Raw genomic sequence first — 25,085 nt, 5'->3', positions numbered from 1 at the left:
CCCTGAACGGTTACCTTCTAGATTTGTGAAATTACAGAAATCCGTGCTCTTTCATCCATTCATCATTAGCAAATTTCGACATGTAATTCCGAATTGAGTCAGGCAAAATAACCAGACATTTTTGATCACTGTTTAGGGATTTTGCCGCGTGGAGCGCTGCCCACATTGCCGCACCAGAAGAGCCCCCTACCAGTAAACCTTCTTCACGAATTAAATCTCTTGCAGTGCGAAATGAATCCAGATCATTCGTTTTAATGTATTTATCAATCAAACTATTATCTAGAACTTGTGGGAAGAAGTCATAACCTATCCCTTCCACGTCATAGGATTTAATTTCAGTACCCCCACCAAGAATGGAACCTTCGGGATCCACACCAATAATCTTAATCTCGGGATTATATTCCTTAAGACGTCTGGCAATACCCGTAATTGTACCCCCAGTACCTACCCCTGCAACAACCATATGTAAGTCTTTGCCAAAATCCTCAATAATTTCTTGAGCAGTACCATAATAATGGGCATTGGGATTATTGGGATTGGCATACTGATCAAGGATATGAGAATTAGGAATTTCTGCTTGCAAGCGTTTCGCTAAAGAAATATGGCTTTCCGGATCGTCATAAGCGGCTTCTGTTGGGGTACGATAAATTTTGGCTCCCAAGCGCTCAAGTACAGACTGTTTTTCCTGACTCATTTTCTCGGGCATGGTGATGATTATTTTATAGCCGAGTACAGCGCCTGCTAACGCAATGCCTATTCCTGTATTTCCAGAGGTAGGCTCAATGAGCGTGTCACCAGGCTTGATATGGCCCTCGCGCTCAGCATGAACAACCATTTCATACCCAATACGATCTTTAACAGAACCGCCTGGATTAAAAAACTCACATTTTGCATACAGTCCGCAATTGAGATCACGACCTAGACGATTAATTTTTACCACAGGGGTCTGTCCAATGGTGGCGAGTATGTTGGGATAAATCATATTTAGTCCTTTATTGAAAGTGGTTTGATTCTGATTATATGATTTTTAATCAAAAAAAAAAATTCTTGTTGGATTTAGGTGGTGATTTTAAATTTTTTAATTTATATTTATTTTTCGAACAACAAAAGCAGGGAGCAAAATATGTTTAATTTAAAGTCACTTAAGTGGTGTTTGGGTATTGCTTTATCTTTGGGATTATGTGCATGTATGGATATGCAACGTTCAGAGCAAATGAATTCTCAAGGCTATGAACAAATGAATACTCAGAACAAGCAACAAACGGCGAATAAACCTAAAGCGCAAAAGACCTACGCTTCAAAAGATCCTACTCAAAAAGCAACTCCAGGTCCAAAACGTAATGCTGCACCACAAATACCTGTAATACAATAATGTTGCGCATCTAACTTTCCCGCTGCTAAGCGGGAAAGCAATTTTCCTATTTAAAACTATAGCCTTCATCCCTGGCTAAACGTTCCTCTTCCAGTTCTCTCTGTATTTCCATTGAATCCAGTCCATCTTTAATCATCTCATCTCGCACAAATTGTCGAGAAGCATAATCTCCAAAGAAACTCATTTTCTTTCCATCTTTTTCAAGACCGCGATGAGATGTTCTTGCGTTTTTATGATCCCGCAGTACAGTTTGCGCATGAATAATACTTTTTTCTTTCATTATTGAACCTTATTTTCCTATATATTTTAATAAGCCCTCCTTGCATTTTTAGAAGCAAAAAAATCCATTTTTGCTTCGAATAAGCCAATGATTATCAAGGAGTATGCCTGTTTTCTTCATAAAGGAGACATACCCCAAATTAGCAGAGCAACTATGTAATAGATTCACATAGTTTTTTCAAGCGATTATCTAAAAGAATTATTCGGGGGCAATCATTTTTTCTGGTCTGACCCATTCCGCAAACTGTTCTGCCGTTAAGATCCCCAGCTTGACTGCTGCCTCTTGTAAGGAAGAATTGTCATGATGCGCAGTTTTAGCAATTTTCGCTGCTTTATCATAGCCTATGTGTTGATTGAGCGCTGTGACGAGCATTAAGGAATGATGTAAGTAATAATCAATGACCTTGTGATTGGCCTCAATCCCCTCAGCGCAAAACTCTTGGAATGAATGGCAAGTATCGGCGAGCAAATTAAGCGAGTGAAGTACATTAAAAATGATCACAGGTTTAAATACATTCAGTTCAAAATTACCCTGGCTGTCGGCTATACCCACAGTGGTATCATTTCCCAGAACCTGCGCACAAACCATAGTCATGGCTTCACATTGAGTAGGATTGACTTTTCCTGGCATAATAGAAGAGCCTGGTTCATTTTCTGGAATAACTAATTCACCAATACCACAACGTGGACCGGAGGCTAACCATCGAATGTCATTTGCAATTTTCATTAAGGCACAAGCCAGTGTTTTCATCGCGCCGTGCGCATTCACCAGAGGTTCATGGGATGCTAGTGCTGCAAACTTATTATCTGCGGTTACAAAGGGTAATTGGGTTATTTGCGCAATATGTTGGGCTACTTTGGTTGCGAATTGAGGATGGGTGTTTAACCCTGTTCCTACTGCCGTTCCACCCGCAGCCAATTCATATAATTCGGGCAATACCCCTTCAAGGCGATGGAGGCAGGCATCAAGCTGGGCAACGTACCCCGAAAATTCCTGGCCTAACGTGATAGGAACTGCATCTTGTAAATGAGTCCGGCCTATTTTGACTATATCTTTAAATGCAGCCATTTTGACAGCAAAGGCATCACGTAAGTTTTTTACTGCGGGGATTAGTTTCTTATTGAACGCAATAGCCGCTGCAATATGCATGGCGGTTGGGAATGTATCATTTGAAGATTGAGACATATTCACATGATCGTTAGGATGAACAGGTGATTTACTTCCCATGGTTCCGCCAGCCAATTCAATAGCACGATTCGAGATGACCTCATTCGCATTCATATTGGATTGGGTGCCGCTTCCAGTTTGCCATACATGCAAAGGAAAATGATCATCTAACATCCCTTTGCTGACTTCATCGGCAGCTTGAATAATTAAATCAGCTTTATCTTTAGGTAATTTTCCTAAGTCTAAGTTTGTTAATGCAGCAGCCTTTTTTAAGATTCCAAAGGCATGAGTGACTTCGCGCGGCATAATGTCCTTGCCTATATTAAAATGATGTAATGATCGTTCGGTTTGTGCTCCCCAATACTTATTGGCAGGAACAGCAATTTCACCCATGCTGTCAGATTCTATGCGTGTTTTGCTCATGGTTTTTAATTTCCTTAATGCGTTTGATGAAATAAAAAATTCTATCACATGGGGCAAAAATAAGTAATTTTTGTTATAGTATTGGCAATTACAGATACGCACTTTGGATGCAACAAGCGCAACCCAGGGTACGTAAGAGAATCAATAAACACATGAGAGCAGTACGCATTTATCAGTCTGGAAACTATCATCCAGGTCAGCATTTAGAATTATCTCCCGAAGCCAGTCAGCATGTTGGCGTTGTTTTGCGCATGCAGCCTGGTGAGCCGCTTACTTTATTTTGTGGTGATGATTACGAATTTGCTGCTACCATAGAATCAGTTAAGAAGAAACAGGTTATTGTACGTATTGGCCCGAGCAAACAGGTAAGCCGAGAGTCGCCCTTAGCCATTCATTTAGCGCAAGCCATTTCCAAGGGGGAGCGTATGGAGTTTGTAATGCAAAAGGCGGTCGAATTGGGCGTAGCGAGCATTACTCCTATTATTACTGAGCGTTGTGTCGTCAAGCTAGATAAGGAGCGCATGGCAAAAAAACTGCACCAATGGCAAGCGATTGTCATTGCTGCTTGTGAACAATCCGGGCGTAATACAGTTCCCCTAGTACATACCCCAATGTCCCTAGATGATTATATGCATGCGGCGCAAGCAGAGTTACGGTTTATCTTACATCCAGGTGAAAATAAAAATTGGCGCGATTATGCGATTGGTTCGTCTGCGATTGATTTGCTTATTGGTCCTGAAGGAGGGCTAAGTGAGCATGAAGTCCAATTTGCTTGTAAGCACAGGTTTCAGCCTCTATCCTTAGGCCCAAGAATTTTACGAACGGAAACTGCTGCGATTACTGCGTTAAGTGTGTTGCAAGCCGTAGGTGGTGATCTATAATAGAATTTGTGGGCCAGTTTCTCTTGCAGCAAAAACCGTGAAAAATGGTGAGTTTAGGCGCAGTTTGAATGACAAATCTTTTGACTATAGTTAAGATGATGTGATCGATTCAGAAAATTTTTCATTCAAACTATGCCATTACCCATGATGCAGTGAGGGTTGGCAATTAACGAATTTTAAACAACAGAGGTTGAACATGAGTGATCTTATTAAAACGATAACAGATGCAAGCTTCGAAAACGATGTAATCAATGCAAATAAGCCTGTATTAGTTGATTTTTGGGCTGAGTGGTGTGGTCCATGCCGTGCATTGACCCCTATATTGGAAGAAGTAGCTGCTACTCATGGAGAGCAAGTAACTTTTGCCAAAATCAATATTGATGAACATCCACAAACTCCTGCAAAGTTTGGGGTGATGAGTATTCCTACATTGATTTTATTTAAAAATGGTCAAGTTGAAGCAGTTAAAATGGGTTTGCTTTCAAAATCTCAATTAAGTGCTTTTGTTGAGAGTCACGTTTAATTTTTTATTTTTCTATATAAAAAATGTTGTATCTTTTACTAAAGCTGTGATAGCCTGTCTGCAATATGTGATATAATTTTGAATATATCACATAGGCAGCAGAATCCTTAGCTGCTATTCTTAATAATATTTTTCCCGGATACCCAATTCGATTAATCAACAAATCAAGTGAGAAGTATGAATCTTAGTGAACTTAAGCAATTGCCTATTGCCGATCTTTTTAACATCGCACAAGAGATTGGTGTCGAGAATCCTTCCCGTATGCGCAAACAAGAAATTATTTTTGCCATTCTTAAAGCTCATGCCTTAAAGGGTGAAGACATCCACGGTGATGGTGTTTTAGAAGTCCTGACGGATGGTTTTGGTTTCTTGCGTTCTGCCGATGGTTCTTATTTGGCAGGCCCTGATGACATTTATGTATCACCTAGCCAAATCAGACGTTTTGGTTTGCGTTCTGGAGATACTATTTCCGGTAAAATTCGTCCTCCCAAAGACAGCGAACGTTATTTTGCTTTGTTGAAAGTTGATGAAATCAACTATGATTCACCTGATAGTGCCAAAAGGAAAATTTTATTTGAAAACCTTACCCCTCTGTTTGCTACAGAGCGCCTGGTGATGGAACAAGGAAATGGCAGCACTGAAGATTTGACCGCACGAGTTGTTGATTTATGTGCTCCATTTGGTCGAGGACAACGTGGTCTGATTGTTTCTCCACCCAAAGCGGGTAAAACATTAATGTTGCAAAATATTGCACGTTCTATAGAAAAGAATTACCCAGAATGTTACCTCATTGTATTACTGATTGATGAGCGTCCTGAAGAAGTAACCGAAATGCAGCGTTCTGTAAAAGGTGAGGTAGTTGCCAGTACCTTTGATGAGCCCGCTAACCGCCACGTTCAAGTTGCTGAAATGGTGATTGAAAAAGCCAAGCGCTTAGTTGAACACAAACGTGATGTGGTTATTTTACTTGACTCAATTACTCGTTTAGCCCGTGCGTACAACACCGTGATTCCTTCTTCTGGTAAGGTATTGACTGGTGGTGTCGATGCGAATGCATTGCAAAGACCTAAGCGTCTATATGGTGCTGCACGTAATATAGAAGAGGGTGGCAGCCTGACTATTATTGCTACGGCTCTAGTGGATACTGGCTCAAAAATGGATGAAGTGATTTACGAAGAATTCAAGGGAACCGGTAACATGGAAATTCACTTGAGTCGTAATATTGCTGAACGTCGTGTGTTCCCTGCGATTAATATTAATCGCTCAGGTACACGTCGTGAAGATCTATTATTAAGTCCAGAAGATCTACAACGTACTTGGATATTGCGTAAAATTCTGCAATCTATGGATGAGTGCGATGCGATTGAGTTCTTGCTTGAGCGCATGAAGAACCATAAAACCAATGCTGAATTCTTTGATGCAATGAAACGTCAAGAATAGCATCTGTTATAAAAATTGTAGCCTGGGTGAAGGCGTAGCCTAGCCCGGGAATGGTTTCATTCTTTTTAGAACTGTCATTTGAAAAATAAGTAAGATAAAAACTGAATTCACAAAGCAGTTTTGAGCTTTGAAAGAAGGTTTATTTTTTAGTTTTGCTATAAACTTTCTCCAGGTTATGGCTGTCCTTACGACCATCAAGTTCAAGGACTAAATGTTTTATATCCCGAGGACACGCCGCAGGGATAAGTCAAAAGCTACTAACTTAAATGGAATGCAGCTGCGCCTTTACCCAGGCTACTCTAGGGGATAATTAATGAAATACTCTGATCTAAGAGATTTTATTGCACAATTGGAATCACGTAATTTATTAAAACGCATAACCTACCCTGTATCGCCGTATCTTGAAATGACCGCAGTGAGTGATCGGGTTCTACGTTCTGGCGGCCCAGCGCTTCTCTTTACCAATCTTCCGCATCATAAAATGCCGGTTTTAACCAATTTGTTTGGTACCGTTGAACGTGTAGCAATGGGAATGGGGGAGGACAGTATTAGTGCATTAAGGGAAGTAGGCAAATTATTGGCTGCTCTAAAAGAACCCGATCCCCCCAAAGGCTTTAAAGACGCGTTTAATAAACTTCCGTTGTTAAAACAAGCATTAAATATGGCACCAAAATATGTAAGCGGTGCAGAATGCCAAACTCATGTTTGGGAAAAAGATGAAGTAGATCTTACTTCTTTACCTATTCAAACGTGCTGGCCTAAAGATGCAGCACCCCTAATAACTTGGGGGCTTGTAACTACCAAAGGACCTCATCAAACCCGTGAAAACATGGGGATTTATCGACAACAATTGTTGAATAAGAATCAATTGATTATGCGTTGGTTATCCCATCGTGGGGGAGCATTGGACTACTTCGCATGGCAACAGGCTTATCCGGGTGAACGTTTTCCAGTTTCCGTGACTTTAGGGGCCGATCCTGCAACGATACTTGCTGCTGTGACGCCGGTACCTGATACTTTGTCTGAGTATGCCTTTGCTGGCTTATTGCGCGGCCAACGGACTCGATTAACGCGGTGCATTGGGAATGACCTCCATGTTCCAGCGAGTGCGGAAATTGTTTTAGAAGGTTATTTAGAGCCTGGGGTAGAAGCTCCTGAAGGACCGTACGGAGATCACACAGGTTATTATAATGAAGTCCAATCGTTTCCTGTGTTTACTGTAGAACGTATTACTCATCGAGATAATCCCATTTATCATAGTACCTATACTGGTCGACCACCTGATGAGCCAGCAATTTTAGGTGTTGCATTAAATGAAGTATTTATTCCTTTGTTACAAAAACAATTCCCAGAGATTGTTGATTTCTATTTGCCACCAGAAGGATGTTCTTATCGTTTGGCAGTAGTCACAATGAAGAAGCAGTATCCTGGTCATGCGAAGCGAATTATGATGGCGGTTTGGTCTTTTTTAAGACAATTTATGTATACCAAATTTGTAATCGTCTGTGATGATGATATTAATGCACGCAATTGGCAGGATGTGATTTGGGCAATGACTACGCGTATGGATCCTGCACGAGATACCGTAATGATGGAAAATACACCAATTGATTATTTGGATTTTGCTTCACCTGTTTCTGGTTTGGGTTCAAAAATAGGAATGGATGCAACTAATAAATGGCCAGGCGAAACACAAAGAGAATGGGGTGAGCCTATTGTGATGGATGAAGAGATTCTAAAAAAGGTTAATGGATATTGGTCTTCTCTGGGGTTAGATGAATGAAGGAAAAAACAATTAAAGCTCATGTAGAGGATATTTCCCCGCTTACTGACAGCATAATGCGTTTGATTTTAGCACCTGAACGATACATACCCTACCAAGCGGGTCAATATCTGCAAATTCTTTTTGGTGAGGAAGCATTTAGCTATTCCATTGCGAATGCTCCATTAGGATCGCATAAGTATGAATTGCACATTCGTCATAGTTTGGACAACCCTTATAACCAGCGACTATTTGCTCATATAAAGGAGTATGGTTCTGTAACTATTCGTTTACCTTTTGGTGAGTGTTCCATTGAACATTTACATCCGCAACCTCCTATATTATTTATCGCGGGTGGCACTGGTTTTGCACCGGTAAAAGCGATGATCGAGCAGTTATTATCTACTTCCGATACTCGACCTTTTGAGTTATTTTGGGGGGCTCGTTTGCAAAATGATTTATATATGGATGAGAAGGTAACGAGCTGGCAGGCACATGTTAGTCGGTTTACTTATGTTTCTTCAGTCTCAGAAGACAATACGGTGCCTCTTGTTTCGCTTGTGCTTGCAAAACATCCGCATGATCTTGGCGAATGGCAAATCGTCATTAGCGGGCCTTTTGATATGGTGTATAGCACGCGTGATGCATTAGTAAATAGTGGCGTTTCACCTACATATTTATTTTCAGATGCATTTAGTTTTGAAGCAAAATAAGGAAGATTTTTATGGAGACTTTATATCAAATTCTAGGTCTTATTGGTGCCGGAATGATCATTTTTATTTTGTACCGCACAGTCAAAGGAAGGCCTGAGCAATTTAGTAAGGAAAATCTAAATAAAAGTTTTTATACCATGGGGGTTTTGGCGCTTGTTTTAATTGGTTTCATAGCGCTCTTAGTTTTAATTTTAAGAAACACCTAGAAACATGAGCTAAAAGCGGAACTCGGGTGTACAGAAGATAACTGGTTTCGCTTTGGTACTCTTAACACACCCAACTGAAGATCCCTTACTACGTCTTCTAATTCACCTTAAGTTTTACTTGACCTATAACAATACCCACGTCCCGCCGCTTGTCCGCGGGATCTAGGGATTGAGGCACTAAGCTTTCTTTTTCCTGGATGCTGCGAACAAGTCGCAGCACGTAGGGCATAGTGGCTATCAAGGAAAACATAGGGTGAATTTGGAAGCACTACGTTTGAGATGACGTATCCTAGTGACACTGACCTGCTTTACGTCACCAAGGTTACAATTAGTACTAATGGGGAGGATTTGCATTTTTATAATGTCCTTCCTTTTCTTTTAAATAATATCCAATATGGGGATTATTAATTGGCATTTTGCTTGTGTCTGCGATTAGCATGCACTCTTCAACATATGTAATTTGACTGCTGTCATCAACTAATAAACGATACCAAGGGTTTCGAGTGGCAAATTCACGTTTTGGTGCTTGTGGATTATAGCGTCCTGATGCCTGAAATAAGGGATCCACATCCACTACAATTGCTCTGTAGCGACTGTGTTTGTGAATCACTAAATCTCCGATGTTGAATTGTGCAATTTTATTCATATAAGCCTCTTTGTTGGGCGTCTTGAATAATATATCGGTAAAAATAAAAGAAGCTTAAGATCAAAAAATGGAATCAGTAAATTTTAATTGGTATAGAGTGTAGTTAACCCGGGTTGCCCAATTCGAGGTAGGCAGCGAGTCCCGGGTTAAGATAATAAATTACTTAAAACAATATAAGTTTAGGCTCCATTAGCCCGCCGTTAAAATGGTGCCGAGATCTTCAAGGGTCCCATCAACTGGAGCTTCTATTCCTTTTTGGTCTTCAGCCTTATCAAAGAATAAAGAGGCTCTCTTTGTTATTGCTTTTGAGTAGAGTAATTTCCCAATGGTAATGACACTAAGCAAAACATTAAGGATGGTATCTTGCCATGAGCGGTGCCCACTCATGAGGTCATCATGACTATGTAATCTTGCTTTAACTGTCATTTTAAATTTTTGATAGGATACATTGCTTGGAAGTTGTTCCGGGTTGTGACTGATAAATTGATCGACATCGTTTTTAAGCGCATCAATAAGCTGGGAAATTACTTTCTGTTCTTCGGGAGGTAAAGTTTTTGCATAAACCCTCATGCCGTCAATATTTGTATATAGTTCTACCATTTTTGCAGCATATTGTGCATATTTGCCCCCTTTTTTCTTAAAGAAGGAAATCACATTTTCTGGTTTTGCAGCGGGATCGTTGATTATTGGCGGTTTTAGGTCTGCTTCTATAAGTTTCACCACAATTCGGTTAAGGGCGGCTTGCATTTTGATGCCATGAAATTTATCAATTTTAGTAGTAATTATTTTGAGCAATTCCTGACTATTGCCGGATGCAATGTATTTGTTAAATAACCCCTTTTTTTCATTAACTAGAAGTTCTATAAATTGATCGCGAGTCTTTTTATCTCTAGGAAGGAAAAAATCCTTAGGATAATAATGTTGATTTCGGCCATTGACGTACGTGGTGAGTTCCTTTTTAAGCTCAAGGACTAGTGCTTCTCGCTCTTTTTTTACCTCGTCTACTTTTGGTTTTTGCCGTTTTATGTGACTCGGATGGTCTTTCCTTACGTGAATCGGTCTTTCTTGTTTTCGCCTTTCGTTCTCAGGTTCTTGTCTTTGTTGTTCCAGTTTTAGTTTCTCTTGTTGTTCCTGTCTTTCTCGCTCTTCGAGTTCTTTAATTTGTCGTTCCAGTACTTCAAGTTGTGCATTAAGTTCTTCAACGGCTTCTGTTTGTATCCTACTTTCATTATTAAGTTGAACAATTTCCTCGGGGATTGTATCGAGTTCCTCATAGTTTTTAACTAATTTTGTTTTAATTTGTTCTAATTTTTCTAAACCCAAAGTTATGTCTTTTGCAGTTTCTTGGTCCACTTCAAGCATATAAGCAACTTGGTAAAGTTTTTGGGGCACAACTTGCAATAAGTTCTCTCTATCTGTTTTGTCCCAAGTCCATTTGTATTTGCTAGGATTCTCTTCCAGTATTTCCAGTAATAAGGCAAATCCAGTGTTTTTCGGATGTTGTGCACTTTTAATCTCTGCTTTATCGGTAAGATCTACAAGTGTGTTTTTGTTATAGCCGCTTTTTAGATGTTCATTGACTTGTTCTAATAACGTATTTAACTTTCTTGATTTTTCTAGGAGTTCTTGATTGTGTTGTTTTTCCTTGCTTAGCGTGGTTACTAGTTCTTGGATATAATCCAAGACGTCTTGTTTCACGTCTGTATTTAATCGTACTGATGGGTTCAAAAGGGTTTTTGCTAGAGTTAAAGCGGAGGGAACGTCTTGTTCTATAAGTGTAATGTTTTTTTGATTCAGTGTTTGTAATGTCTTTTGTTTTTCAGCTATTTGCTGCTGTAACCCCACGATTATTTCTTTTCGTTCTTCAATTTGTTTTTGTTTATTTTGATGCTGGAGGATTAATTCTTCTTTACTGATCATTTCTTATACTCACATCTAAATGATAAAATCGTGCGCATTATAGAGCGCATTTATTAACTGATTATTAAGAAACAGTTATTATGTTTAAAATAAACTCATAAAGAGTTAAATAAAGTAAACAGCTAAAATAATGCCTATCTCATAAAGAAGGCAAAGGGGGACCGCCAACATTATTTGAGAAAAAACATCGGGAGGAGTAAGTAGCATGCCTACAATAAAAGCGCCAACAATGACATAAGGTCTGATTTTTTTTAAGGTGATTACCTCAATAATTTTTAAGCGCACAAGCACAAAACAAAGCAAGGGTACCTGAAAGCAAAATCCGAAGATCATGAGCATCCTAGTGATAAAATCAAGAGCATAGGCCATGTCAGGCATATAACGCACTCCTTTAGGTAAGGCATGTGCGAAAAAATGAAACATGAATGGCAAAACCAGATAAAAGCAAAACAAGACTCCGGCAAGAAACAACAAAAGACTAAAGATTAGGGTGATACGTAGAGTGGTTTGTTCTCTTTGATAAAGGCCGGGACTTATAAAACGCCAAAGTTGAAATAAAGCAAAGGGGGCGCTAAGTAACATGGCTGCATCAGCAGCAAGTTTTAGTGGCGTAAATATAGGGGATGTTATATGGGTAGCAATTAAACTTTCTTGAGCCGAAAGAGTACGCAGTAGTGGGTTAACTAGGGTTTGGTATAAATCATTAGCAAGAAAGAAGAAAATAAAAAATAAGCTGCCAAACCAAATGAGAGTTTGCAATCCACGACGTCGTAGTTCTAAAAGATGATTTAACATGGGGTCTTTATGAATATAGAAACTGTTCTTCACCCTCTCCCAAATTGAGAGAGGGACGTTTTTTAAGCCTCGGCAAGCTCTTTAATTCCTTTGTTTTTAATTCCGATTTTTTCGGGTCGAATTTCTCTTAAACGATTAAATTGATCGACAAAAACAACCGTAGGAACTAGGCTTTCACATTCTTCTTCTAGTACTTGAGTAAAGGAAGCAATAATAATTAAATCTCCTGGAGTTACTAAATGTGCTGCTGCCCCATTAACACAAATTTCAGTAGACCCTGGTCTGCCGGTAATCGCATAAGTTTCAAATCGCGTTCCTGCCGTGATGTTCCAGACATTGACTGCTTCGTAAGGTAATATGTTTGCTGCCTTAAGCAGTTCAGGGGAAATAGTAATACTTCCCTCATAATCCAAATCAGCTTCCGTGACACAAGCACGATGGATTTTGGATTTTAACATTTTTCTATAAGCCATAGTGATTCCAGCCTTGTTCATAGTGGGCGAATTTTACACCAATTTTTGAAGATTATGCTATATAAATTTGATTACTTGGATTCCACGTATATTGCGTCTAGTAGTGGTAAACCGGGAGAGTTCCTTTCCTTTCTGGAGGCTACTTTTTATTGAGGATGCACGTTATAATTGGCTTTTACTTTATGGGGATAAATGGTGAGGCATAGCCCGCGTAAGCGCTTTGGCCAGAATTTTCTACAAAGTCGACATATTATTGATGGCATTGTACGTGCTATTAATCCGCAAACAGAAGATAATATACTGGAAATTGGCCCTGGCCTTGGTGCTTTAACTGAGCCGTTGTTGCGCCGTTTAAATCATCTAACTGCAGTTGAAATCGATACCGATTTACAAAAATATCTTTCGGAACTAGCTATTGCTCAGGGGAAATTGCATTTGATTGGTGCAGATGCGTTGACTCTTGATTACAGCCAATTTGGTCCTCGCTTACGGGTGGTAGGTAATTTACCGTATAATATTTCCACTCCTTTGCTCATTCATTTATTGCAGTTTGCCTCATGTATCGACGACATGCATTTTATGTTGCAAAAAGAAGTAGTAGAACGAATGGCAGCAGAACCGGGTAGTAAGGCTTATGGACGACTAACGGTAATGTTGCAATATCATTGTGCTGTGGAGCATTTGTTTGACGTTCCCCCTGAGTCTTTTGATCCACAGCCTAAAGTAGATTCCGCGGTGGTTCGTCTTGTACCCCATCGCGTTTCACCCTTTGAAAAGGTTTCTATGGCGCAGTTAGAGCGTTTGGTGGCTAATGCATTTTCCATGCGTCGTAAAACGTTGAATAACAACTTAAAGGGAATCATCACGGCTGAGCAATTATGCACTTTAGGTGTTGATGGAAGTAAACGTCCAGAACAAATTTCCATTTCGGAATACGTTCAACTAGCGAAATTTATTTCCAATTAGTGTAAAATTAATCATCATGGATATAATTTTTTCAACTTGGAGTTATTAAATTATTATGGAGATGGCTTTGTTTCATCGTCAACGTCAGCGTAAAGGTTCTTTGTCTTCACAAGGTAAATCTTTAAAAGATTTAACACGCATCGTCAATTCGAATCTTCTTTTGTCGGAAGACAAGAGACAGATCTTATTAAAAAAGATGCGGATGTTATCGGGTCTGGAAACGGCACGATATGATAGCTTATGCGGCATTCTTATCGATAATTTAGTTCACTATTGCCAAAATTTACCTGAGACAGCGAACAGTTATTATTCGCAGCAGGGCGGCTTAGTGGATCATGCACTGAACCGTACGGAAGCGGCGTTGAGTCTTTTTCAAGAATTTATGGTACAAGATCAGCCAGAATTATTATCCGAGGAGCAAAAACTTTGGCAATATGCTCTTTTTTCAGCTGCACTACTTCAAGGCATAGGCAAGTTATTTGTTGATTTCCGTGTTAGCTTCTATGATACAAATGGTCAATTTTTAAAGGAATGGAATCCCTTGCTTGAAAGTATGACCAGCACGGGGATTTATTACTTTTATGAGTTTCAAAAAGAACCTGAAATTGAATTTCGACGTCGTCTGAATTTATTGTTAGCAAGAGCAATAATGCCAGGTAGTGGTTTTGCTTGGATCGCCTCTAACTCTGACGTTCTTGAAGTGTGGCTGGCCTTATTAAATGAAGACGAGCGCTCTGCGGGTACTTTGGGAGCCATATTAATTCGCGCGGAAGCTATTGCGATTCAGCGTTATTTACTTGAATTTATGACGCGAGGCCTTGCCGCTGCTTATGGGGGCGGGCGTTACCGCGCGGGTACATTTTCTGGTGGCCAGCCAGAAACCTTGTTAGAGAAAGAACAGGCTGTAGGCATGGAGTTTATTCAATGGATGATTAAGGCTCTGGACGCAGGCCGGATTATGATCAATAAAGCCCCATTATTTATGGTTCCCGGAGGTCTATTGATGTGTGCGGAAATGTTTCAATTATTCGTACGCGAACATCCTGAATATAAAAATTGGCAAGCGGCTCAAAATGGATTTTTATCTTTGGGCTTGCATAATCGTGCTGCTGATGGTGGTGTATTAAGTCGATTTGATATTAAAGGAAAAATGGAGGGGGGCGTTGTATTTTCCAAGTATGCGCTCGCTTTGCCTGAATCAGTAAAAGTGGCTAATCCGAATACAGGAAAAGTAGAGTCCATGTCTGCAACAGAATTGATTCATAAAGCACAATTTAGCAGTCAACTTACCCAGCAACAAAATATTGGTTTGACCAACTCGTTGCACAAATTAGATGCCACTGGAAAATGGCATGCGATTGAAAACGAAGGGAGTGCATTAAGGCCGGGAGCAAAAAACGGTGCCTGATTATGCAATTGGTGATGTGCAGGGTTGTTACGAGCCATTACAACGACTGTTGGAGTTAATCGATTTTGATGATAAAGCGGATCGTTTATGGTTCGTTGGTGACTTGGTGAATCGTGGTCCTGATTCTTTAGCGGTCTTACGTTTTGTTAGTTCCTTACCTGTTACGCCAAGAGTGACTTTAGGCAATCATGATTTACATTTATTAGCTACATTATTTGGTGATAGGCCATGGAAAGGTCATGATGATACCTTGCACGAAGTGATGCAGGCTAGTGATGGAGAAGCTCTAGGTCATTGGTTGAGAATGCAATCCATTTTGTATTACTCACCAGAACTTAATGTGGTGATGTGTCATGCTGGAATTTGTCCTTTATGGGATTTATCACAAGCAATACAATGTGCCCAAGAACTTGAAGAAGTGCTTGCGGGGGATAGCTATCGCGATTTTTTATCGCTTTTATATGGTAATCAGCCGGATAGGTGGTCTGGTGATTTACAAGGCATGGACAGGCTACGGTTAATTACTAACTATTATACACGCATGCGTTTTTGTGATGCCCAAGGAAAACTCGAGTTGAGTTATAAAGGAACTATTGCTCAAGCGCCAGCAAATCTTTATCCTTGGTATGAAGTACCTCATCGTAAAGAAATTGATGCGGATATTGTATTTGGGCATTGGGCTGCTTTAATGGGGGAATGTCCTCATCCTAAAATTCATGCAATAGATACCGGATGTCTGTGGGGCGGCCAATTAACTGCATTGCGCTTGCAGGATATGCAACGATTTGCAGTGTGGAACAAAAAATGATGTTACTAAATAAATTTAGCTCCATACGTTTATCCTATATGCATGTTTTGGGGAGAGCAGTTATGTTGTTCTTCCTCTGTTGCCTGTTTGGATCTAAAGCTTGGTGTCTCTCTACTACAGAAGATGTAAACGTAAAACAAGCAGAGGAACGGCTACAAAAAGCAATAGAGAATCCAGAGTTTATGTTGCACAATTGGATAGAGCTGCCAACCTCTCCTGCATCGCGAAGTAAAACCATCCATCACTTGAGTTTAAGAGAAGCAATTTTGTTGGCTTTACGATATAACTCCAATATTCAAAATGCTGAATTGGATCGAATTGTACAACGTTATCAATTGCGCTTGGCAAATAATCAGTTTGAATTGCAATACGCTTTGGGTGCTTCTGGAGTAATCCAAAAAAGTAGGTTTAATGGCGTGGGTAGTGATACAACGCGTACGCTCCTAGGTAGTCCTGAGTTTAATTTGAAAACAAAGTTAGGCACGGAAGCTAATTTATCAATAAATAATAACGTCAATGAAAATAACAATTACAATCCCGTATTGAATTTTTCTTTGACCCAGCCATTATTACGCGGTTTTGGAAAGGCAGTAAATGAAGCTGCGCTTTTAGATGCTAAGGACAACGAATGGCTGAACAAATTGAACTTGCAGCAATCGGTGGCGGATCAAGTCACCCAAGTTATTGTGGCTTATCGGATGCTTATTTTAAGTGGAAACAATTTGCAGAATCAGCGTTTGCAATTAAAAGAAGCCAAAAAATCGTATGAAATTAATGAGAAAAAAATAAAGGCAGGTCAACTAGAACCCACCGGTAATATTCAGCAGTCTTACCAAATAGAATCCTTAAGTTTGATGGTGGAACAAGCGGAAAACGATTTTGAAACGTCAGCTCAAGATCTTTTGCAAACTATTGGCTTGGATCCCGAGATGCATATATCCGTTCCTAGTGACGTTGCATTAGAAAAGCTTGCTGTTCCTAATTTGCAACAGTCGATTGAGCAAGCGTTGAATCATAACACAGTTTATTTAGCACAAAAGATGACATTACGCGCCGATGAGCGTGCTTATAAAGTGGCTAAAAATCAACAATTATGGCAGTTGGATGTGTCAGGTAATATTCAAAGTGGGGTTGTAAATGATGTGACGGGTGTAAATGGAGGATTTAATGGCATTTATAATGGAAATAACATCACCGAGGCAGCTCGTGTGACCCTAACCGTTCCCTTGCATGACATCAGTCGTCGCAGTCAATTAATTAATGCTAAAGTGCGCTTGGAAAAAGACCGGTTAAATTTACTTGCTACCAAACGAGCATTAATAACTAATGTAACCAATACCATTAATAATATAAGAAGTTTGGCAAAACGTTATCAATTAGCGCTAAAACAAGTGAAATTAGCGGAGCAATCTTATGCATTGGAGAAGAAAAAACAACAAGCGGGAATATCCAGTGCGTTGGATGTAAATAACACTCAAAATCAGCTGATTCAGGCTCAATCTGGATTAATCAATGCAAAAATTGCATATCTAAATCAGATATCCAACCTGCAAAGAATCTTGGGAACCACACTGAATCATTGGCAAATTAAATTAAGGTATGGTGGATGAATAGGTATTTAATCACGTCAAAAGTCATCATTTTATTATTAATCGGGTTGCTTTTGTCTTCATGCGGGCATCATGAGGAGCAAAAAAAAGTGGCGTTACATCAGCATAAAGTCGAAGAACAGACCATGCATAAGACGCTCCATTTTACCGGAACAGTGCAGCCTTTACATGAAAATACGATAGCCAGTCCAATGGAAGCGGTGGTCGAAACAATGAATTTTCATTATGGGCAATTGATTAACAAAGGCGATGTGATTTTAACTTTAAACTCAACCGAGTTGCAGAGACAATTTAATGACACCTTAACGGAATATCTAAAAGCCAAAGACAGTTACACCATCGCTAAAGCTAAATTTGTTGGGACTCAAGATTTATGGGATGCAGGTTTATTATCCAAAAATAATTACATGAGTGAGAAATCGAATGTGGACACGGCGCGGGTTACTTTAATGCAATCTACTCGTAAACTAACGGAAATGTTGGAAAAACTGGATGAAAATAGCCCCAAAAATTTATCTGCATTAAGTTTGGCTGATTTCGATAAAATTAAAAAAATTTTAGCATCTAATCATAATATGATTCATTTAAAATCACCGCGAGATGGAGTCCTACTCTATCCTCCTAAAGCCGGAGAAGATAAAAGTGTGCGTGCTACCGTAGGCTCGACAGTTAAATCAGGTCAGGTTATTGGCTTGATTGGTGATTTATCCGGGATCAGTATTGAAATTGATGTTCCAGAAATCGATATAACCCAAATCCAAGCAGGTATGAATGCCATCGTGAGTGGTGTTGCCTTTGGTAAATATCAATTAAAAGGACAATTGGTAGCAGTGAATGCACAAGCCTCGAATAATAATGGATTACCCTTTTTTACAGCGGTAGTTGAGGTGAAAAAGTTAACCCCTGAGGAGCAGAAATGGATCAAAGTGGGTATGAGTGCATCCATTGAGTTAAGTGTGGATAACGGCAAGCAGCTCATTATTCCTATTGCTGCAATTAAACGCGAAAAAGGACAAAGTATTGTTAGTTTACAAACTAAGTCAGGCGCTCTAGAGAAGCGAGTCATTACAACAGGAGCCGCCCAGGCAGATTCAGTGGTCGTCGAGACCGGTTTAAAAGCTGGTGATGTGGTGGTGTATGAGTGATCTTGTCATTGATTCCAGTAAAAGCAATACCTCCTCTCATGAGGTGACAGAGGATCCAAATATTCTTGAGCGACTCTTAAGTCCCGCAATAACATCGCAACGTAGTCCTGCGAAAAAGACACAACAACCGCTTATGAAGCTTACTGATATTGTAAAGACGTATCATCTCGAAGGAATTAGCACCACTATATTAAAAGAAGTATCGCTGACCGTTTATGAGGGAGATTTACTCGCTATTGTAGGTGCTTCGGGTTCTGGTAAATCTACTTTGATGAATATTCTAGGGCTACTGGATAAAGCAGACACAGGAACTTATCTATTGAAAAATAGGAATGTTGCTGCTTTGACAGATGATGAAGCAGCAGAATTACGTAATCAAAATATCGGTTTTGTTTTTCAGCAGTTCAATTTATTACCAAGATTTAGTGCCATGCAAAATGTGGCATTACCCTTAATTTATCGTGGTGTTGGAGCTGCTGAAATTAAGGAAAGGGTACTTGCTGCTCTTGAACGTGTGGGAATGCGTCAATATGCACAGCATCGACCTACACAATTATCTGGAGGACAGCAACAGCGTGTTGCCATTGCTCGTGCATTAGTAACCGAGCCACAAGTAATTTTGGCCGATGAACCAACAGGTGCGCTCGATTCACGTACTGGTAATGAAGTAATGAATTTATTTTTAAGTTTGCATGCCCAAGGGCGTAGTATCATTATGATTACTCATGATGAACAGATCGCTGCGTTGTGTCAGCGAAAAATCACTCTTGTAGATGGGGTTGTTGTGACGGAGACTGGCGCATGAAGTTTTCCGGACATTGTCAGCAAGCTTTAGTAAATTTGACTGCCGCCAAGTTGCGTTCCTTTTTGGCCGTTTTAGGTATTTTAGTGGGTACGGCTGCGGTTGTTGCTTTAATTAGCTGTGGGCAGTTGGCAACAGAAAAAGCATTATCTCAATTTAAGGCTTTAGGCACGGACTTATTAGCAATTGCGGTTTATCCAAAAACTTCAGAAAAATCTGGCAGTATGGAGTCAATCTCCGTCGCGCAATGGGAACAAATGGCTGATCGTATACCTTATATTATCGATATGGCGCCCTATAGTACGGCCTATCAACCCTTGAGTTTCCAAGGAAAGTTAATGCAAGGAGCCGTTATCGGGGCCAATGAACATTTGCCCAAAATTGTTCATATTAAATTAGCTGCAGGACATTTTGTTTCTTTTGTTGAGTCCTATGAACATTATTGTGTTATTGGTGATGGCTTAGCACGCCAAATCAAAGAGATCAGTTTTGATGACCCCATAGGAAAGCAATTACGTATAGGAAAATCTTTATACACCATCATCGGTGTAGCTGAACCTTGGAAGGAAAACGGGTTTTTCAATGAAGACATCAACCAGGCGGCGATTGTTCCTTTGGCAGGAATTAGTATGATTAGCAAAGAAGCCAAGGTAAATAATGTGGTCTTGGAATTGAAACCAGATAGTCCCATCGATGAGGTAATTGAGGAAATAAAACAAATTATTGGTTCAATCGCGCCCAAATTAAGTGTTTTTTCACGAAGCGCCAAGCAGATTATTGCCAGCATGGAAAACCAGGGACAAATCTTTACCTTATTACTGGCTGTAATTGGAGGAATTTCACTTTTGGTGGGTGGAATTGGCGTAATGAACGTCATGTTGGTCTCTGTGAGTGAACGGAGAAAAGAAATTGGTATTCGTAAAGCGGTCGGGGCAAAAAATAGTGAAATTCAAGCTTTATTTTTAGTCGAGTCGGTCATGCTTTCTTTATTAGGCGGCATACTTGGGGTTATTTTAGGATTAGTTTGTACCCGTATTTTAGCCTATTTCAGTGATTGGAATTTTTCAATCTTTCTTTTGCCCCCTGCTGCAGGCTTTTTGGTATCTGCTGCCACTGGAATTTTCTTTGGCTTTTATCCTGCACGACGTGCTGCAAAGTTAGAGCCCGTAGTTTCTCTGCGTAGTGAGTAGTATGTAGCCTGAGTGCAGCGAAGCGAAACACGGGTTCCGCGTTGCCGCACTCAGGCTACCCTGTTAGATGCCTAGAATTCAGTCTCTATTGCACTGAATATATAAGTACTTTATGATGAAAAAATTCTTTTTATCTAAACGGACTTATATATGTTAAAAAAATCTTTAGGGATGATGGCTCTAGCAGGCATTGTTTCTTTTGCTTTTGCTGATACTCCTCAGCCCCAACCTACTCCTGCGAATACATCAGTACCTTCAAGTTACATGCCAGTAGTGATTAATGAGACGTTTCAAAGTATTTTGCAACGCATGAGCGGTGAAAAACAGGCAATTAATGATCGACAACAAGAGCTGTTAAAAAAACGTTATGATTTGAGTAATAATCCTTCTAAAACGGCAAAAATGTCTAATGGAAAACCCATACAAGAAGGTGTTCGCGTGAAACTTCCTGAGGGAGTGACTTGGGAGCAATTGGCCAAAATGAGTCCTGACGATGTCAAGAAGCAAGGCCTTTTTCCACAGGGTTTCCTACCGTTACCTCACCCCAATCATCCAGAAGGGGGAATGTTATTTCCGAAATTTGCTATTGATGAAATCAAGAAGCAAGAAGACAGAGATTTGACTCGGTTTGATTTGGATTTTGATATCCCAGATCATTTTTTACCCCCTTTTCCTGCGCCTATTTTTTTAACTACTCGGCCTGATCTTGGGGATGTTTCTCAAGGTAAATTGGTTACCATTGAGAATTATTATGAATTGTTTAATGGTTTATTAAACCCTAAACAGCTGGAAGGGTTACGCCTGTTAGTTACCCCATTCCCTCAACAACAATTTAATCAAACTGAAGACCGACGTACTGTCAAACCCAGTCGGGGAGTCGCTTGTTTTGATTGTCATGCGAATGGTCACACCAACAAGGCAACGCATTTGGTCGGTGATATAAGACCCCAAGAATTTCGTCATCGCATCAATACTCCAACCTTACGCGGTTTAAATATCCAAAGATTATTTGGATCGCAACGTGCACTAAAAACAGTAGAAGACTTCACTGAGTTTGAACAAAGAGCAGCATATTTTGATGGAGATCCGGTTATTGCAACTAAAAAAGGCGTTAACATTCTGGAGCGTGGCAGCCAAGTTCATTTTATGGCCGAATTCCAAGAAATTTTGGATTTTCCACCAGCACCTAAATTGACGTGGGAAGGAAAGCTTGATCCTGCCAAAGCAACTCCAGCAGAGCTACGCGGACAAGAAGTGTTTTTTGGTAAGGGAAAATGTTCTAGTTGTCACACTCCTCCTTACTATACTGACAACACCATGCATAATTTACAGACGGAACGATTCTATCAACCACAAATGATTAATGGCATGAAAGCAGTTGGTGATGGATCTATAAAAACATTTCCTTTACGAGGAATTAAAGATTCTCCACCCTATTTGCATGATGGTCGCTTGTTAACTTTGGCCGATACCGTAGAGTTTTTTAACCTGGTGTTGCAATTACAGTTAACCCAAGAAGAAAAAGCGGATTTAACAGCATTTATGGAAGCGCTTTAATACTCACTGTATAATCCTTTTACGTTGGTGGCCTGTACTACCACGGTTTAGGTTTTTGTTGTTCCCGCGAAGACGGGAACCTACTTCTAATCAGGCACAATGCTACTGCAAGAATAGATTCCCGCCTTCGCGGGAATGACAAACAACTCTTAAGTAAGTGGTAGTGAAGCACAGTTGCAACTTGAGTTCCAAGATAAGCAAGACACTCAGGGATTCGCTGTTCAACCAGGCTACTTGTTTTGATAAATGGTCTATCTTAAATTTGAGATGGCAAGCAGGTAACAAAAAAAATCAGGGGGAAAGGCTATGAAAAAATGGGGACTTGCGATAATCGCATACGTTCTGGTACATCATGTTGCCTTCGCACAACAGAATTGGAATGAGTGGGTCGCTGGGGTTAGAGCAGAAGCTTTGCAACAAGGGATTTCCTCTGAAACTTTTGATGAGGCGTTTGCAGGTATCCATGAGCCAAGCCATCAAATTAAGGGGTTTTTACGTTCGCAACCAGAACATCGACTTACATTCATCAAATACCGTAACACGCGCGTTGATAGTTACAGAATTGCTATAGGACGCAAAGAATTTAAGAAAAACCAAGAGGTTTTGGAGGCTGTGGCCAAAAAATATGGGGTAAATCCTTGTTTCATTGTTTCATTCTGGGGAATGGAAACCAGTTATGGTACTTATATGGGTAATTTCCCGGTAGTGAAAGCTTTAGCCACCTTAGCGTATGATTCCAATCGGAAAGAATTTTTCCGAAAAGAATTATTTATTGCTTTGCATATCTTGGATGAAGGACATGTTAGTTTAGCCGATTTCAAGGGTGAGTGGGCAGGTGCCTCAGGCCAACCCCAATTCTTACCTTCAAGCTGGGTGAAATATGCGGTTGATTATGATGGTGATGGTCGAAAAGATATCTGGAGAAGTAAGCCCGATGTCTTTGCTTCAATTGCAAATTACATGAAGCAAAATGGATGGCAAACAGGTGAGCCTTGGGCTATCCAAGTCAAACTACCTCATAAATTTGATATGGCTATGGCAGGCAAAAACAATGTGAAGCCTGTGAGTGAATGGAGTGCGCTGGGTGTGCGTACCGAAAATGGTGAGGCATTGCCTTATCAAAATCTGCAAGCCAGTATTGTTCAGCCATTAGGTGGTCCGACCTTCTTAACGTTCCCCAACTATAAGATGATTTTACACTATAATAATTCAATATATTATGCGGGAGCTATAGGTTACTTAGCGGATAAAATTTGCCAAGGGCAACAAAGGTAGCATTATGGATGATTATCTTGATAAAACAGCCAGTTTAACCCCTTTAGCTAAAAGGATAATCTGTGAGAAAGCCACAGAATATCCTCACACTGGGGCATATAATTTTGTCATGACCAATGGCACTTATTTATGCAGGCGTTGTGGCTTAGCCTTATTTCGCGGCTCAAGCCAATTCAGCTCGGGGTGTGGCTGGCCAAGTTTTGATGATAATATTGTTCACGCTGTAAAGCAGCTTCCCGATCCTGATGGTCAACGTATGGAAATCCTCTGTTCGCGATGCGATGCTCATTTAGGGCATGTCTTTACCGGCGAGTATTTTACCCAAAACAATTTACGCCATTGCGTCAATTCCGCCTCTATTGATTTTGTTGCAGACAGTCAGGTATTGGATACTGAAGAAGCGATAATGGCTGGCGGATGTTTTTGGGGGGTCGATCATTTTTTAAAACAAATACCCGGTGTTCTGCGTGTTGAAGTGGGCTATACTGGGGGCATTACTTTAGAACCAAGCTATGACCAAGTCTGTCAGGGTAACACCGGGCATTATGAAGCAGTACGTGTTATTTATGATAAAGCCAAGACTGATTATCACCACGTTTTAAAACGGTTTTTTGAAATTCATGATCCCACACAAAAATCGGGACAAGGTCCTGACATAGGGCAGCAGTATCAAAGTGCCGTATTTTATTATGATCAGGAACAATTAGCCGAAGCAGAAATTTTAATCCAAATGTTGCAAAAAAAAGGCTTTCAGGTTGCGACTCGCCTTTTTCCTGTACAAACATTTTGGCCGGCAGAAGAATACCACCAGGATTATTATGCCAAACATCATAAAGCCCCTTATTGTCATCAACCCGTAAATCGTTTTGATTAGGCTTAGGTTGTGGAGGTCCAAATATGGAATTTACTTTTCGAATTGCTAAGAAAAAAGATAAAGAAGAGATTTTTAATTTAATCAAGAAACACGCTGAATATGAAAAAAAGAAACCGGAAGAGATTCATTTGACCCTGGACAAAATTGAATCTCATGGTTTTGGGCGAAATAAGTTTTTTTATGTATTATTAGCTGAATATCAGAAAAAACCCGCCGGGTTTGCTTTATTTTTTTTCACTTATTCCGTCCCCGCAGGAGCCCCCGTTCTTTATATTGAAGAGCTATTTGTAGATGAGCTTTATCGTAATCATGGCTTGGGTACATCATTGTTATCTAATCTTGCGCAGCTCGCACTTGAGAAAGAATGTTGTCGTATGGAAGGACATGCGTTTACCTGGAATAAAAAAGGCATTGAATTTTTCGAATTTATAGGGGCTCATCCGCGTACGGATTTGTTGCAATTTCGCTTAGCGGACGAACATTTGCAGAAATTAGCCGCACAAAAATAGAGGCTTTATTTCAGTTTTTTCATGACGATTCCCAAGAAAGGAAATGCGAGCAATTGGATGGCACTGGAAAAAATAACTAAAGCGAGAATGAACGTATCATAGAGTACGCCCATTAATACACTACCCAAAAACCAAGATAGTCCAAACCGGTGTTTCATACTCATGCCCCTAATTTCAAGGATATCATGATGTACTTCTAAGTCTTGGGGGCGCGGATAAAGCCATCGTGATAAGAATAAAGTGAAAGATATGGCTGCGCTGCCATTAAGATAATGATTTTCGTCATTTCCGCGAAGATGGGAATCTATTTCTACATGCAGCACCGAGCCACTTTAAAAAT

26 protein-coding genes are annotated in these 25,085 nt (G+C 40.1%); 18 read left to right on the top strand and 8 right to left on the bottom strand.

Annotated features, from left to right (window positions below):
- Window positions 1-31: 31 nt before the first annotated feature.
- Window positions 32-982 carry a pyridoxal-phosphate dependent enzyme gene (locus ACWTEW_RS09700; protein ID WP_454781479.1) on the bottom strand — a complete coding sequence of 317 codons (951 nt, stop codon included), beginning with the start codon at window positions 980-982 and terminating at the stop codon, window positions 32-34.
- Between the two features lie 141 nt (window positions 983-1,123).
- Here ACWTEW_RS09700 and ACWTEW_RS09695 point away from each other — a divergent pair, with 141 nt between their 5' ends.
- Window positions 1,124-1,372 (top strand): hypothetical protein, encoded by a 249-nt coding sequence (locus ACWTEW_RS09695; RefSeq protein ID WP_454781478.1) that lies wholly within the window; start codon window positions 1,124-1,126, stop codon window positions 1,370-1,372.
- 46 nt (window positions 1,373-1,418) lie between these two features.
- Here the strand turns inward: ACWTEW_RS09695 and ACWTEW_RS09690 are convergent, their stop codons facing one another.
- Complete coding sequence (locus ACWTEW_RS09690) at window positions 1,419-1,652, bottom strand: hypothetical protein (protein WP_454781477.1); 234 nt, start codon at window positions 1,650-1,652, stop codon at window positions 1,419-1,421.
- 198 nt (window positions 1,653-1,850) lie between these two features.
- Window positions 1,851-3,242, bottom strand: coding sequence for a class II fumarate hydratase (gene fumC, locus ACWTEW_RS09685; RefSeq protein ID WP_454781476.1), 1,392 nt, complete (start codon window positions 3,240-3,242; stop codon window positions 1,851-1,853).
- 152 nt (window positions 3,243-3,394) lie between these two features.
- On the opposite strand from fumC, the gene ACWTEW_RS09680 reads away from it, so the two are divergent.
- From ACWTEW_RS09680 to ACWTEW_RS09655, 6 genes are all read left to right on the top strand, one after another.
- On the top strand, window positions 3,395-4,123 hold the full coding sequence (locus ACWTEW_RS09680; RefSeq protein ID WP_454781475.1) for a 16S rRNA (uracil(1498)-N(3))-methyltransferase: 729 nt from the start codon (window positions 3,395-3,397) through the stop codon (window positions 4,121-4,123).
- 196 nt (window positions 4,124-4,319) lie between these two features.
- Window positions 4,320-4,646: a thioredoxin gene (trxA, locus tag ACWTEW_RS09675; protein WP_454781474.1), complete on the top strand. Its 327-nt coding sequence runs from the start codon at window positions 4,320-4,322 to the stop codon at window positions 4,644-4,646.
- 177 nt (window positions 4,647-4,823) lie between these two features.
- Window positions 4,824-6,086 carry a transcription termination factor Rho gene (gene rho, locus ACWTEW_RS09670; RefSeq protein ID WP_010652211.1) on the top strand — a complete coding sequence of 421 codons (1,263 nt, stop codon included), beginning with the start codon at window positions 4,824-4,826 and terminating at the stop codon, window positions 6,084-6,086.
- 313 nt (window positions 6,087-6,399) lie between these two features.
- Window positions 6,400-7,869 carry a 4-hydroxy-3-polyprenylbenzoate decarboxylase gene (gene ubiD / locus ACWTEW_RS09665; RefSeq protein ID WP_454781473.1) on the top strand — a complete coding sequence of 490 codons (1,470 nt, stop codon included), beginning with the start codon at window positions 6,400-6,402 and terminating at the stop codon, window positions 7,867-7,869.
- Window positions 7,866-8,561 carry an NAD(P)H-flavin reductase gene (locus tag ACWTEW_RS09660; protein WP_454781472.1) on the top strand — a complete coding sequence of 232 codons (696 nt, stop codon included), beginning with the start codon at window positions 7,866-7,868 and terminating at the stop codon, window positions 8,559-8,561. Before ubiD ends, ACWTEW_RS09660 begins: the two co-directional genes overlap by 4 nt.
- An 11-nt stretch (window positions 8,562-8,572) precedes the next feature.
- The gene (locus tag ACWTEW_RS09655; protein WP_454781471.1) at window positions 8,573-8,767 is read left to right on the top strand and encodes a hypothetical protein; all 195 of its coding nucleotides are present in this window, start codon (window positions 8,573-8,575) and stop codon (window positions 8,765-8,767) included.
- 334 nt (window positions 8,768-9,101) lie between these two features.
- On the opposite strand, the gene hspQ is transcribed toward ACWTEW_RS09655, so the two are convergent.
- The 4 genes from hspQ to panD all read right to left on the bottom strand — a co-directional run bounded on the left by hspQ (window position 9,102) and on the right by panD (window position 12,601).
- Window positions 9,102-9,413 (bottom strand): heat shock protein HspQ, encoded by a 312-nt coding sequence (gene hspQ, locus ACWTEW_RS09650; RefSeq protein WP_454781470.1) that lies wholly within the window; start codon window positions 9,411-9,413, stop codon window positions 9,102-9,104.
- A 189-nt stretch (window positions 9,414-9,602) separates the two neighbouring features.
- The gene (locus ACWTEW_RS09645; protein ID WP_454781469.1) at window positions 9,603-11,333 is read right to left on the bottom strand and encodes a hypothetical protein; all 1,731 of its coding nucleotides are present in this window, start codon (window positions 11,331-11,333) and stop codon (window positions 9,603-9,605) included.
- Window positions 11,334-11,438: 105 nt separating this feature from the next.
- Window positions 11,439-12,128 carry a twin-arginine translocase subunit TatC gene (gene tatC, locus ACWTEW_RS09640; protein ID WP_454781709.1) on the bottom strand — a complete coding sequence of 230 codons (690 nt, stop codon included), beginning with the start codon at window positions 12,126-12,128 and terminating at the stop codon, window positions 11,439-11,441.
- 62 nt (window positions 12,129-12,190) lie between these two features.
- Window positions 12,191-12,601: an aspartate 1-decarboxylase gene (gene panD / locus ACWTEW_RS09635; protein ID WP_454781468.1), complete on the bottom strand. Its 411-nt coding sequence runs from the start codon at window positions 12,599-12,601 to the stop codon at window positions 12,191-12,193.
- A gap of 195 nt (window positions 12,602-12,796) precedes the next feature.
- Between panD and rsmA the strand changes: the two genes are divergently transcribed.
- The 11 genes from rsmA to ACWTEW_RS09580 all read left to right on the top strand — a co-directional run bounded on the left by rsmA (window position 12,797) and on the right by ACWTEW_RS09580 (window position 24,745).
- Window positions 12,797-13,567, top strand: a complete 771-nt coding sequence (gene rsmA, locus ACWTEW_RS09630) for a 16S rRNA (adenine(1518)-N(6)/adenine(1519)-N(6))-dimethyltransferase RsmA (RefSeq protein WP_454781708.1) — start codon at window positions 12,797-12,799, stop codon at window positions 13,565-13,567.
- 55 nt (window positions 13,568-13,622) lie between these two features.
- Complete coding sequence (locus tag ACWTEW_RS09625; RefSeq protein ID WP_454781467.1) at window positions 13,623-14,975, top strand: conjugal transfer nickase/helicase domain-containing protein; 1,353 nt, start codon at window positions 13,623-13,625, stop codon at window positions 14,973-14,975.
- Window positions 14,968-15,783: a symmetrical bis(5'-nucleosyl)-tetraphosphatase gene (locus tag ACWTEW_RS09620; protein WP_454781466.1), complete on the top strand. Its 816-nt coding sequence runs from the start codon at window positions 14,968-14,970 to the stop codon at window positions 15,781-15,783. Before ACWTEW_RS09625 ends, ACWTEW_RS09620 begins: the two co-directional genes overlap by 8 nt.
- Window positions 15,780-17,393: a TolC family protein gene (locus ACWTEW_RS09615; protein WP_454781465.1), complete on the top strand. Its 1,614-nt coding sequence runs from the start codon at window positions 15,780-15,782 to the stop codon at window positions 17,391-17,393. The genes ACWTEW_RS09620 and ACWTEW_RS09615 overlap by 4 nt, the downstream gene beginning before the upstream one ends.
- Window positions 17,390-18,538 (top strand): efflux RND transporter periplasmic adaptor subunit, encoded by a 1,149-nt coding sequence (locus ACWTEW_RS09610; RefSeq protein ID WP_454781464.1) that lies wholly within the window; start codon window positions 17,390-17,392, stop codon window positions 18,536-18,538. The genes ACWTEW_RS09615 and ACWTEW_RS09610 overlap by 4 nt, the downstream gene beginning before the upstream one ends.
- Window positions 18,539-18,671: 133 nt before the next feature.
- The gene (locus tag ACWTEW_RS09605) at window positions 18,672-19,343 is read left to right on the top strand and encodes an ABC transporter ATP-binding protein (RefSeq protein WP_454781707.1); all 672 of its coding nucleotides are present in this window, start codon (window positions 18,672-18,674) and stop codon (window positions 19,341-19,343) included.
- Window positions 19,340-20,530, top strand: coding sequence for an ABC transporter permease (locus ACWTEW_RS09600; protein ID WP_454781463.1), 1,191 nt, complete (start codon window positions 19,340-19,342; stop codon window positions 20,528-20,530). Before ACWTEW_RS09605 ends, ACWTEW_RS09600 begins: the two co-directional genes overlap by 4 nt.
- 150 nt (window positions 20,531-20,680) lie before the next feature.
- Window positions 20,681-22,087: a cytochrome B6 gene (locus tag ACWTEW_RS09595; protein WP_454781462.1), complete on the top strand. Its 1,407-nt coding sequence runs from the start codon at window positions 20,681-20,683 to the stop codon at window positions 22,085-22,087.
- A 306-nt stretch (window positions 22,088-22,393) separates the two neighbouring features.
- Window positions 22,394-23,362, top strand: coding sequence for a lytic murein transglycosylase (locus ACWTEW_RS09590; RefSeq protein WP_454781461.1), 969 nt, complete (start codon window positions 22,394-22,396; stop codon window positions 23,360-23,362).
- Window positions 23,363-23,366: 4 nt separating this feature from the next.
- Window positions 23,367-24,236, top strand: coding sequence for a bifunctional methionine sulfoxide reductase B/A protein (locus tag ACWTEW_RS09585; RefSeq protein WP_454781460.1), 870 nt, complete (start codon window positions 23,367-23,369; stop codon window positions 24,234-24,236).
- Window positions 24,237-24,259: 23 nt separating this feature from the next.
- On the top strand, window positions 24,260-24,745 hold the full coding sequence (locus tag ACWTEW_RS09580; protein WP_454781459.1) for a GNAT family N-acetyltransferase: 486 nt from the start codon (window positions 24,260-24,262) through the stop codon (window positions 24,743-24,745).
- Between the two features lie 5 nt (window positions 24,746-24,750).
- Here ACWTEW_RS09580 and ACWTEW_RS09575 read toward each other — a convergent pair whose 3' ends face one another.
- Window positions 24,751-25,068 (bottom strand): hypothetical protein, encoded by a 318-nt coding sequence (locus ACWTEW_RS09575; protein ID WP_454781458.1) that lies wholly within the window; start codon window positions 25,066-25,068, stop codon window positions 24,751-24,753.
- Window positions 25,069-25,085: the final 17 nt, after the last annotated feature.

It is taken from the genome of Legionella stuttgartensis (assembly GCF_977063405.2).
This window is presented reverse-complemented; position numbering and strand designations above follow the sequence as displayed.

What these genes read in the sequence shown, in the direction of transcription:
- ACWTEW_RS09700 (WP_454781479.1), bottom strand. Translation starts at nt 982, where the DNA reads ATGATTTATCCCAACATACTCGCCACCATTGGACAGACCCCTGTGGTA.
- ACWTEW_RS09695 (WP_454781478.1), top strand. Translation starts at nt 1,124, where the DNA reads ATGTTTAATTTAAAGTCACTTAAGTGGTGTTTGGGTATTGCTTTATCT.
- ACWTEW_RS09690 (WP_454781477.1), bottom strand. Translation starts at nt 1,652, where the DNA reads ATGAAAGAAAAAAGTATTATTCATGCGCAAACTGTACTGCGGGATCAT.
- fumC (WP_454781476.1), bottom strand. Translation starts at nt 3,242, where the DNA reads ATGAGCAAAACACGCATAGAATCTGACAGCATGGGTGAAATTGCTGTT.
- ACWTEW_RS09680 (WP_454781475.1), top strand. Translation starts at nt 3,395, where the DNA reads ATGAGAGCAGTACGCATTTATCAGTCTGGAAACTATCATCCAGGTCAG.
- trxA (WP_454781474.1), top strand. Translation starts at nt 4,320, where the DNA reads ATGAGTGATCTTATTAAAACGATAACAGATGCAAGCTTCGAAAACGAT.
- rho (WP_010652211.1), top strand. Translation starts at nt 4,824, where the DNA reads ATGAATCTTAGTGAACTTAAGCAATTGCCTATTGCCGATCTTTTTAAC.
- ubiD (WP_454781473.1), top strand. Translation starts at nt 6,400, where the DNA reads ATGAAATACTCTGATCTAAGAGATTTTATTGCACAATTGGAATCACGT.
- ACWTEW_RS09660 (WP_454781472.1), top strand. Translation starts at nt 7,866, where the DNA reads ATGAAGGAAAAAACAATTAAAGCTCATGTAGAGGATATTTCCCCGCTT.
- ACWTEW_RS09655 (WP_454781471.1), top strand. Translation starts at nt 8,573, where the DNA reads ATGGAGACTTTATATCAAATTCTAGGTCTTATTGGTGCCGGAATGATC.
- hspQ (WP_454781470.1), bottom strand. Translation starts at nt 9,413, where the DNA reads ATGAATAAAATTGCACAATTCAACATCGGAGATTTAGTGATTCACAAA.
- ACWTEW_RS09645 (WP_454781469.1), bottom strand. Translation starts at nt 11,333, where the DNA reads ATGATCAGTAAAGAAGAATTAATCCTCCAGCATCAAAATAAACAAAAA.
- tatC (WP_454781709.1), bottom strand. Translation starts at nt 12,128, where the DNA reads ATGTTAAATCATCTTTTAGAACTACGACGTCGTGGATTGCAAACTCTC.
- panD (WP_454781468.1), bottom strand. Translation starts at nt 12,601, where the DNA reads ATGGCTTATAGAAAAATGTTAAAATCCAAAATCCATCGTGCTTGTGTC.
- ACWTEW_RS09625 (WP_454781467.1), top strand. Translation starts at nt 13,623, where the DNA reads ATGGAGATGGCTTTGTTTCATCGTCAACGTCAGCGTAAAGGTTCTTTG.
- ACWTEW_RS09615 (WP_454781465.1), top strand. Translation starts at nt 15,780, where the DNA reads ATGATGTTACTAAATAAATTTAGCTCCATACGTTTATCCTATATGCAT.
- ACWTEW_RS09610 (WP_454781464.1), top strand. Translation starts at nt 17,390, where the DNA reads ATGAATAGGTATTTAATCACGTCAAAAGTCATCATTTTATTATTAATC.
- ACWTEW_RS09605 (WP_454781707.1), top strand. Translation starts at nt 18,672, where the DNA reads ATGAAGCTTACTGATATTGTAAAGACGTATCATCTCGAAGGAATTAGC.
- ACWTEW_RS09600 (WP_454781463.1), top strand. Translation starts at nt 19,340, where the DNA reads ATGAAGTTTTCCGGACATTGTCAGCAAGCTTTAGTAAATTTGACTGCC.
- ACWTEW_RS09595 (WP_454781462.1), top strand. Translation starts at nt 20,681, where the DNA reads ATGTTAAAAAAATCTTTAGGGATGATGGCTCTAGCAGGCATTGTTTCT.
- ACWTEW_RS09590 (WP_454781461.1), top strand. Translation starts at nt 22,394, where the DNA reads ATGAAAAAATGGGGACTTGCGATAATCGCATACGTTCTGGTACATCAT.
- ACWTEW_RS09585 (WP_454781460.1), top strand. Translation starts at nt 23,367, where the DNA reads ATGGATGATTATCTTGATAAAACAGCCAGTTTAACCCCTTTAGCTAAA.
- ACWTEW_RS09580 (WP_454781459.1), top strand. Translation starts at nt 24,260, where the DNA reads ATGGAATTTACTTTTCGAATTGCTAAGAAAAAAGATAAAGAAGAGATT.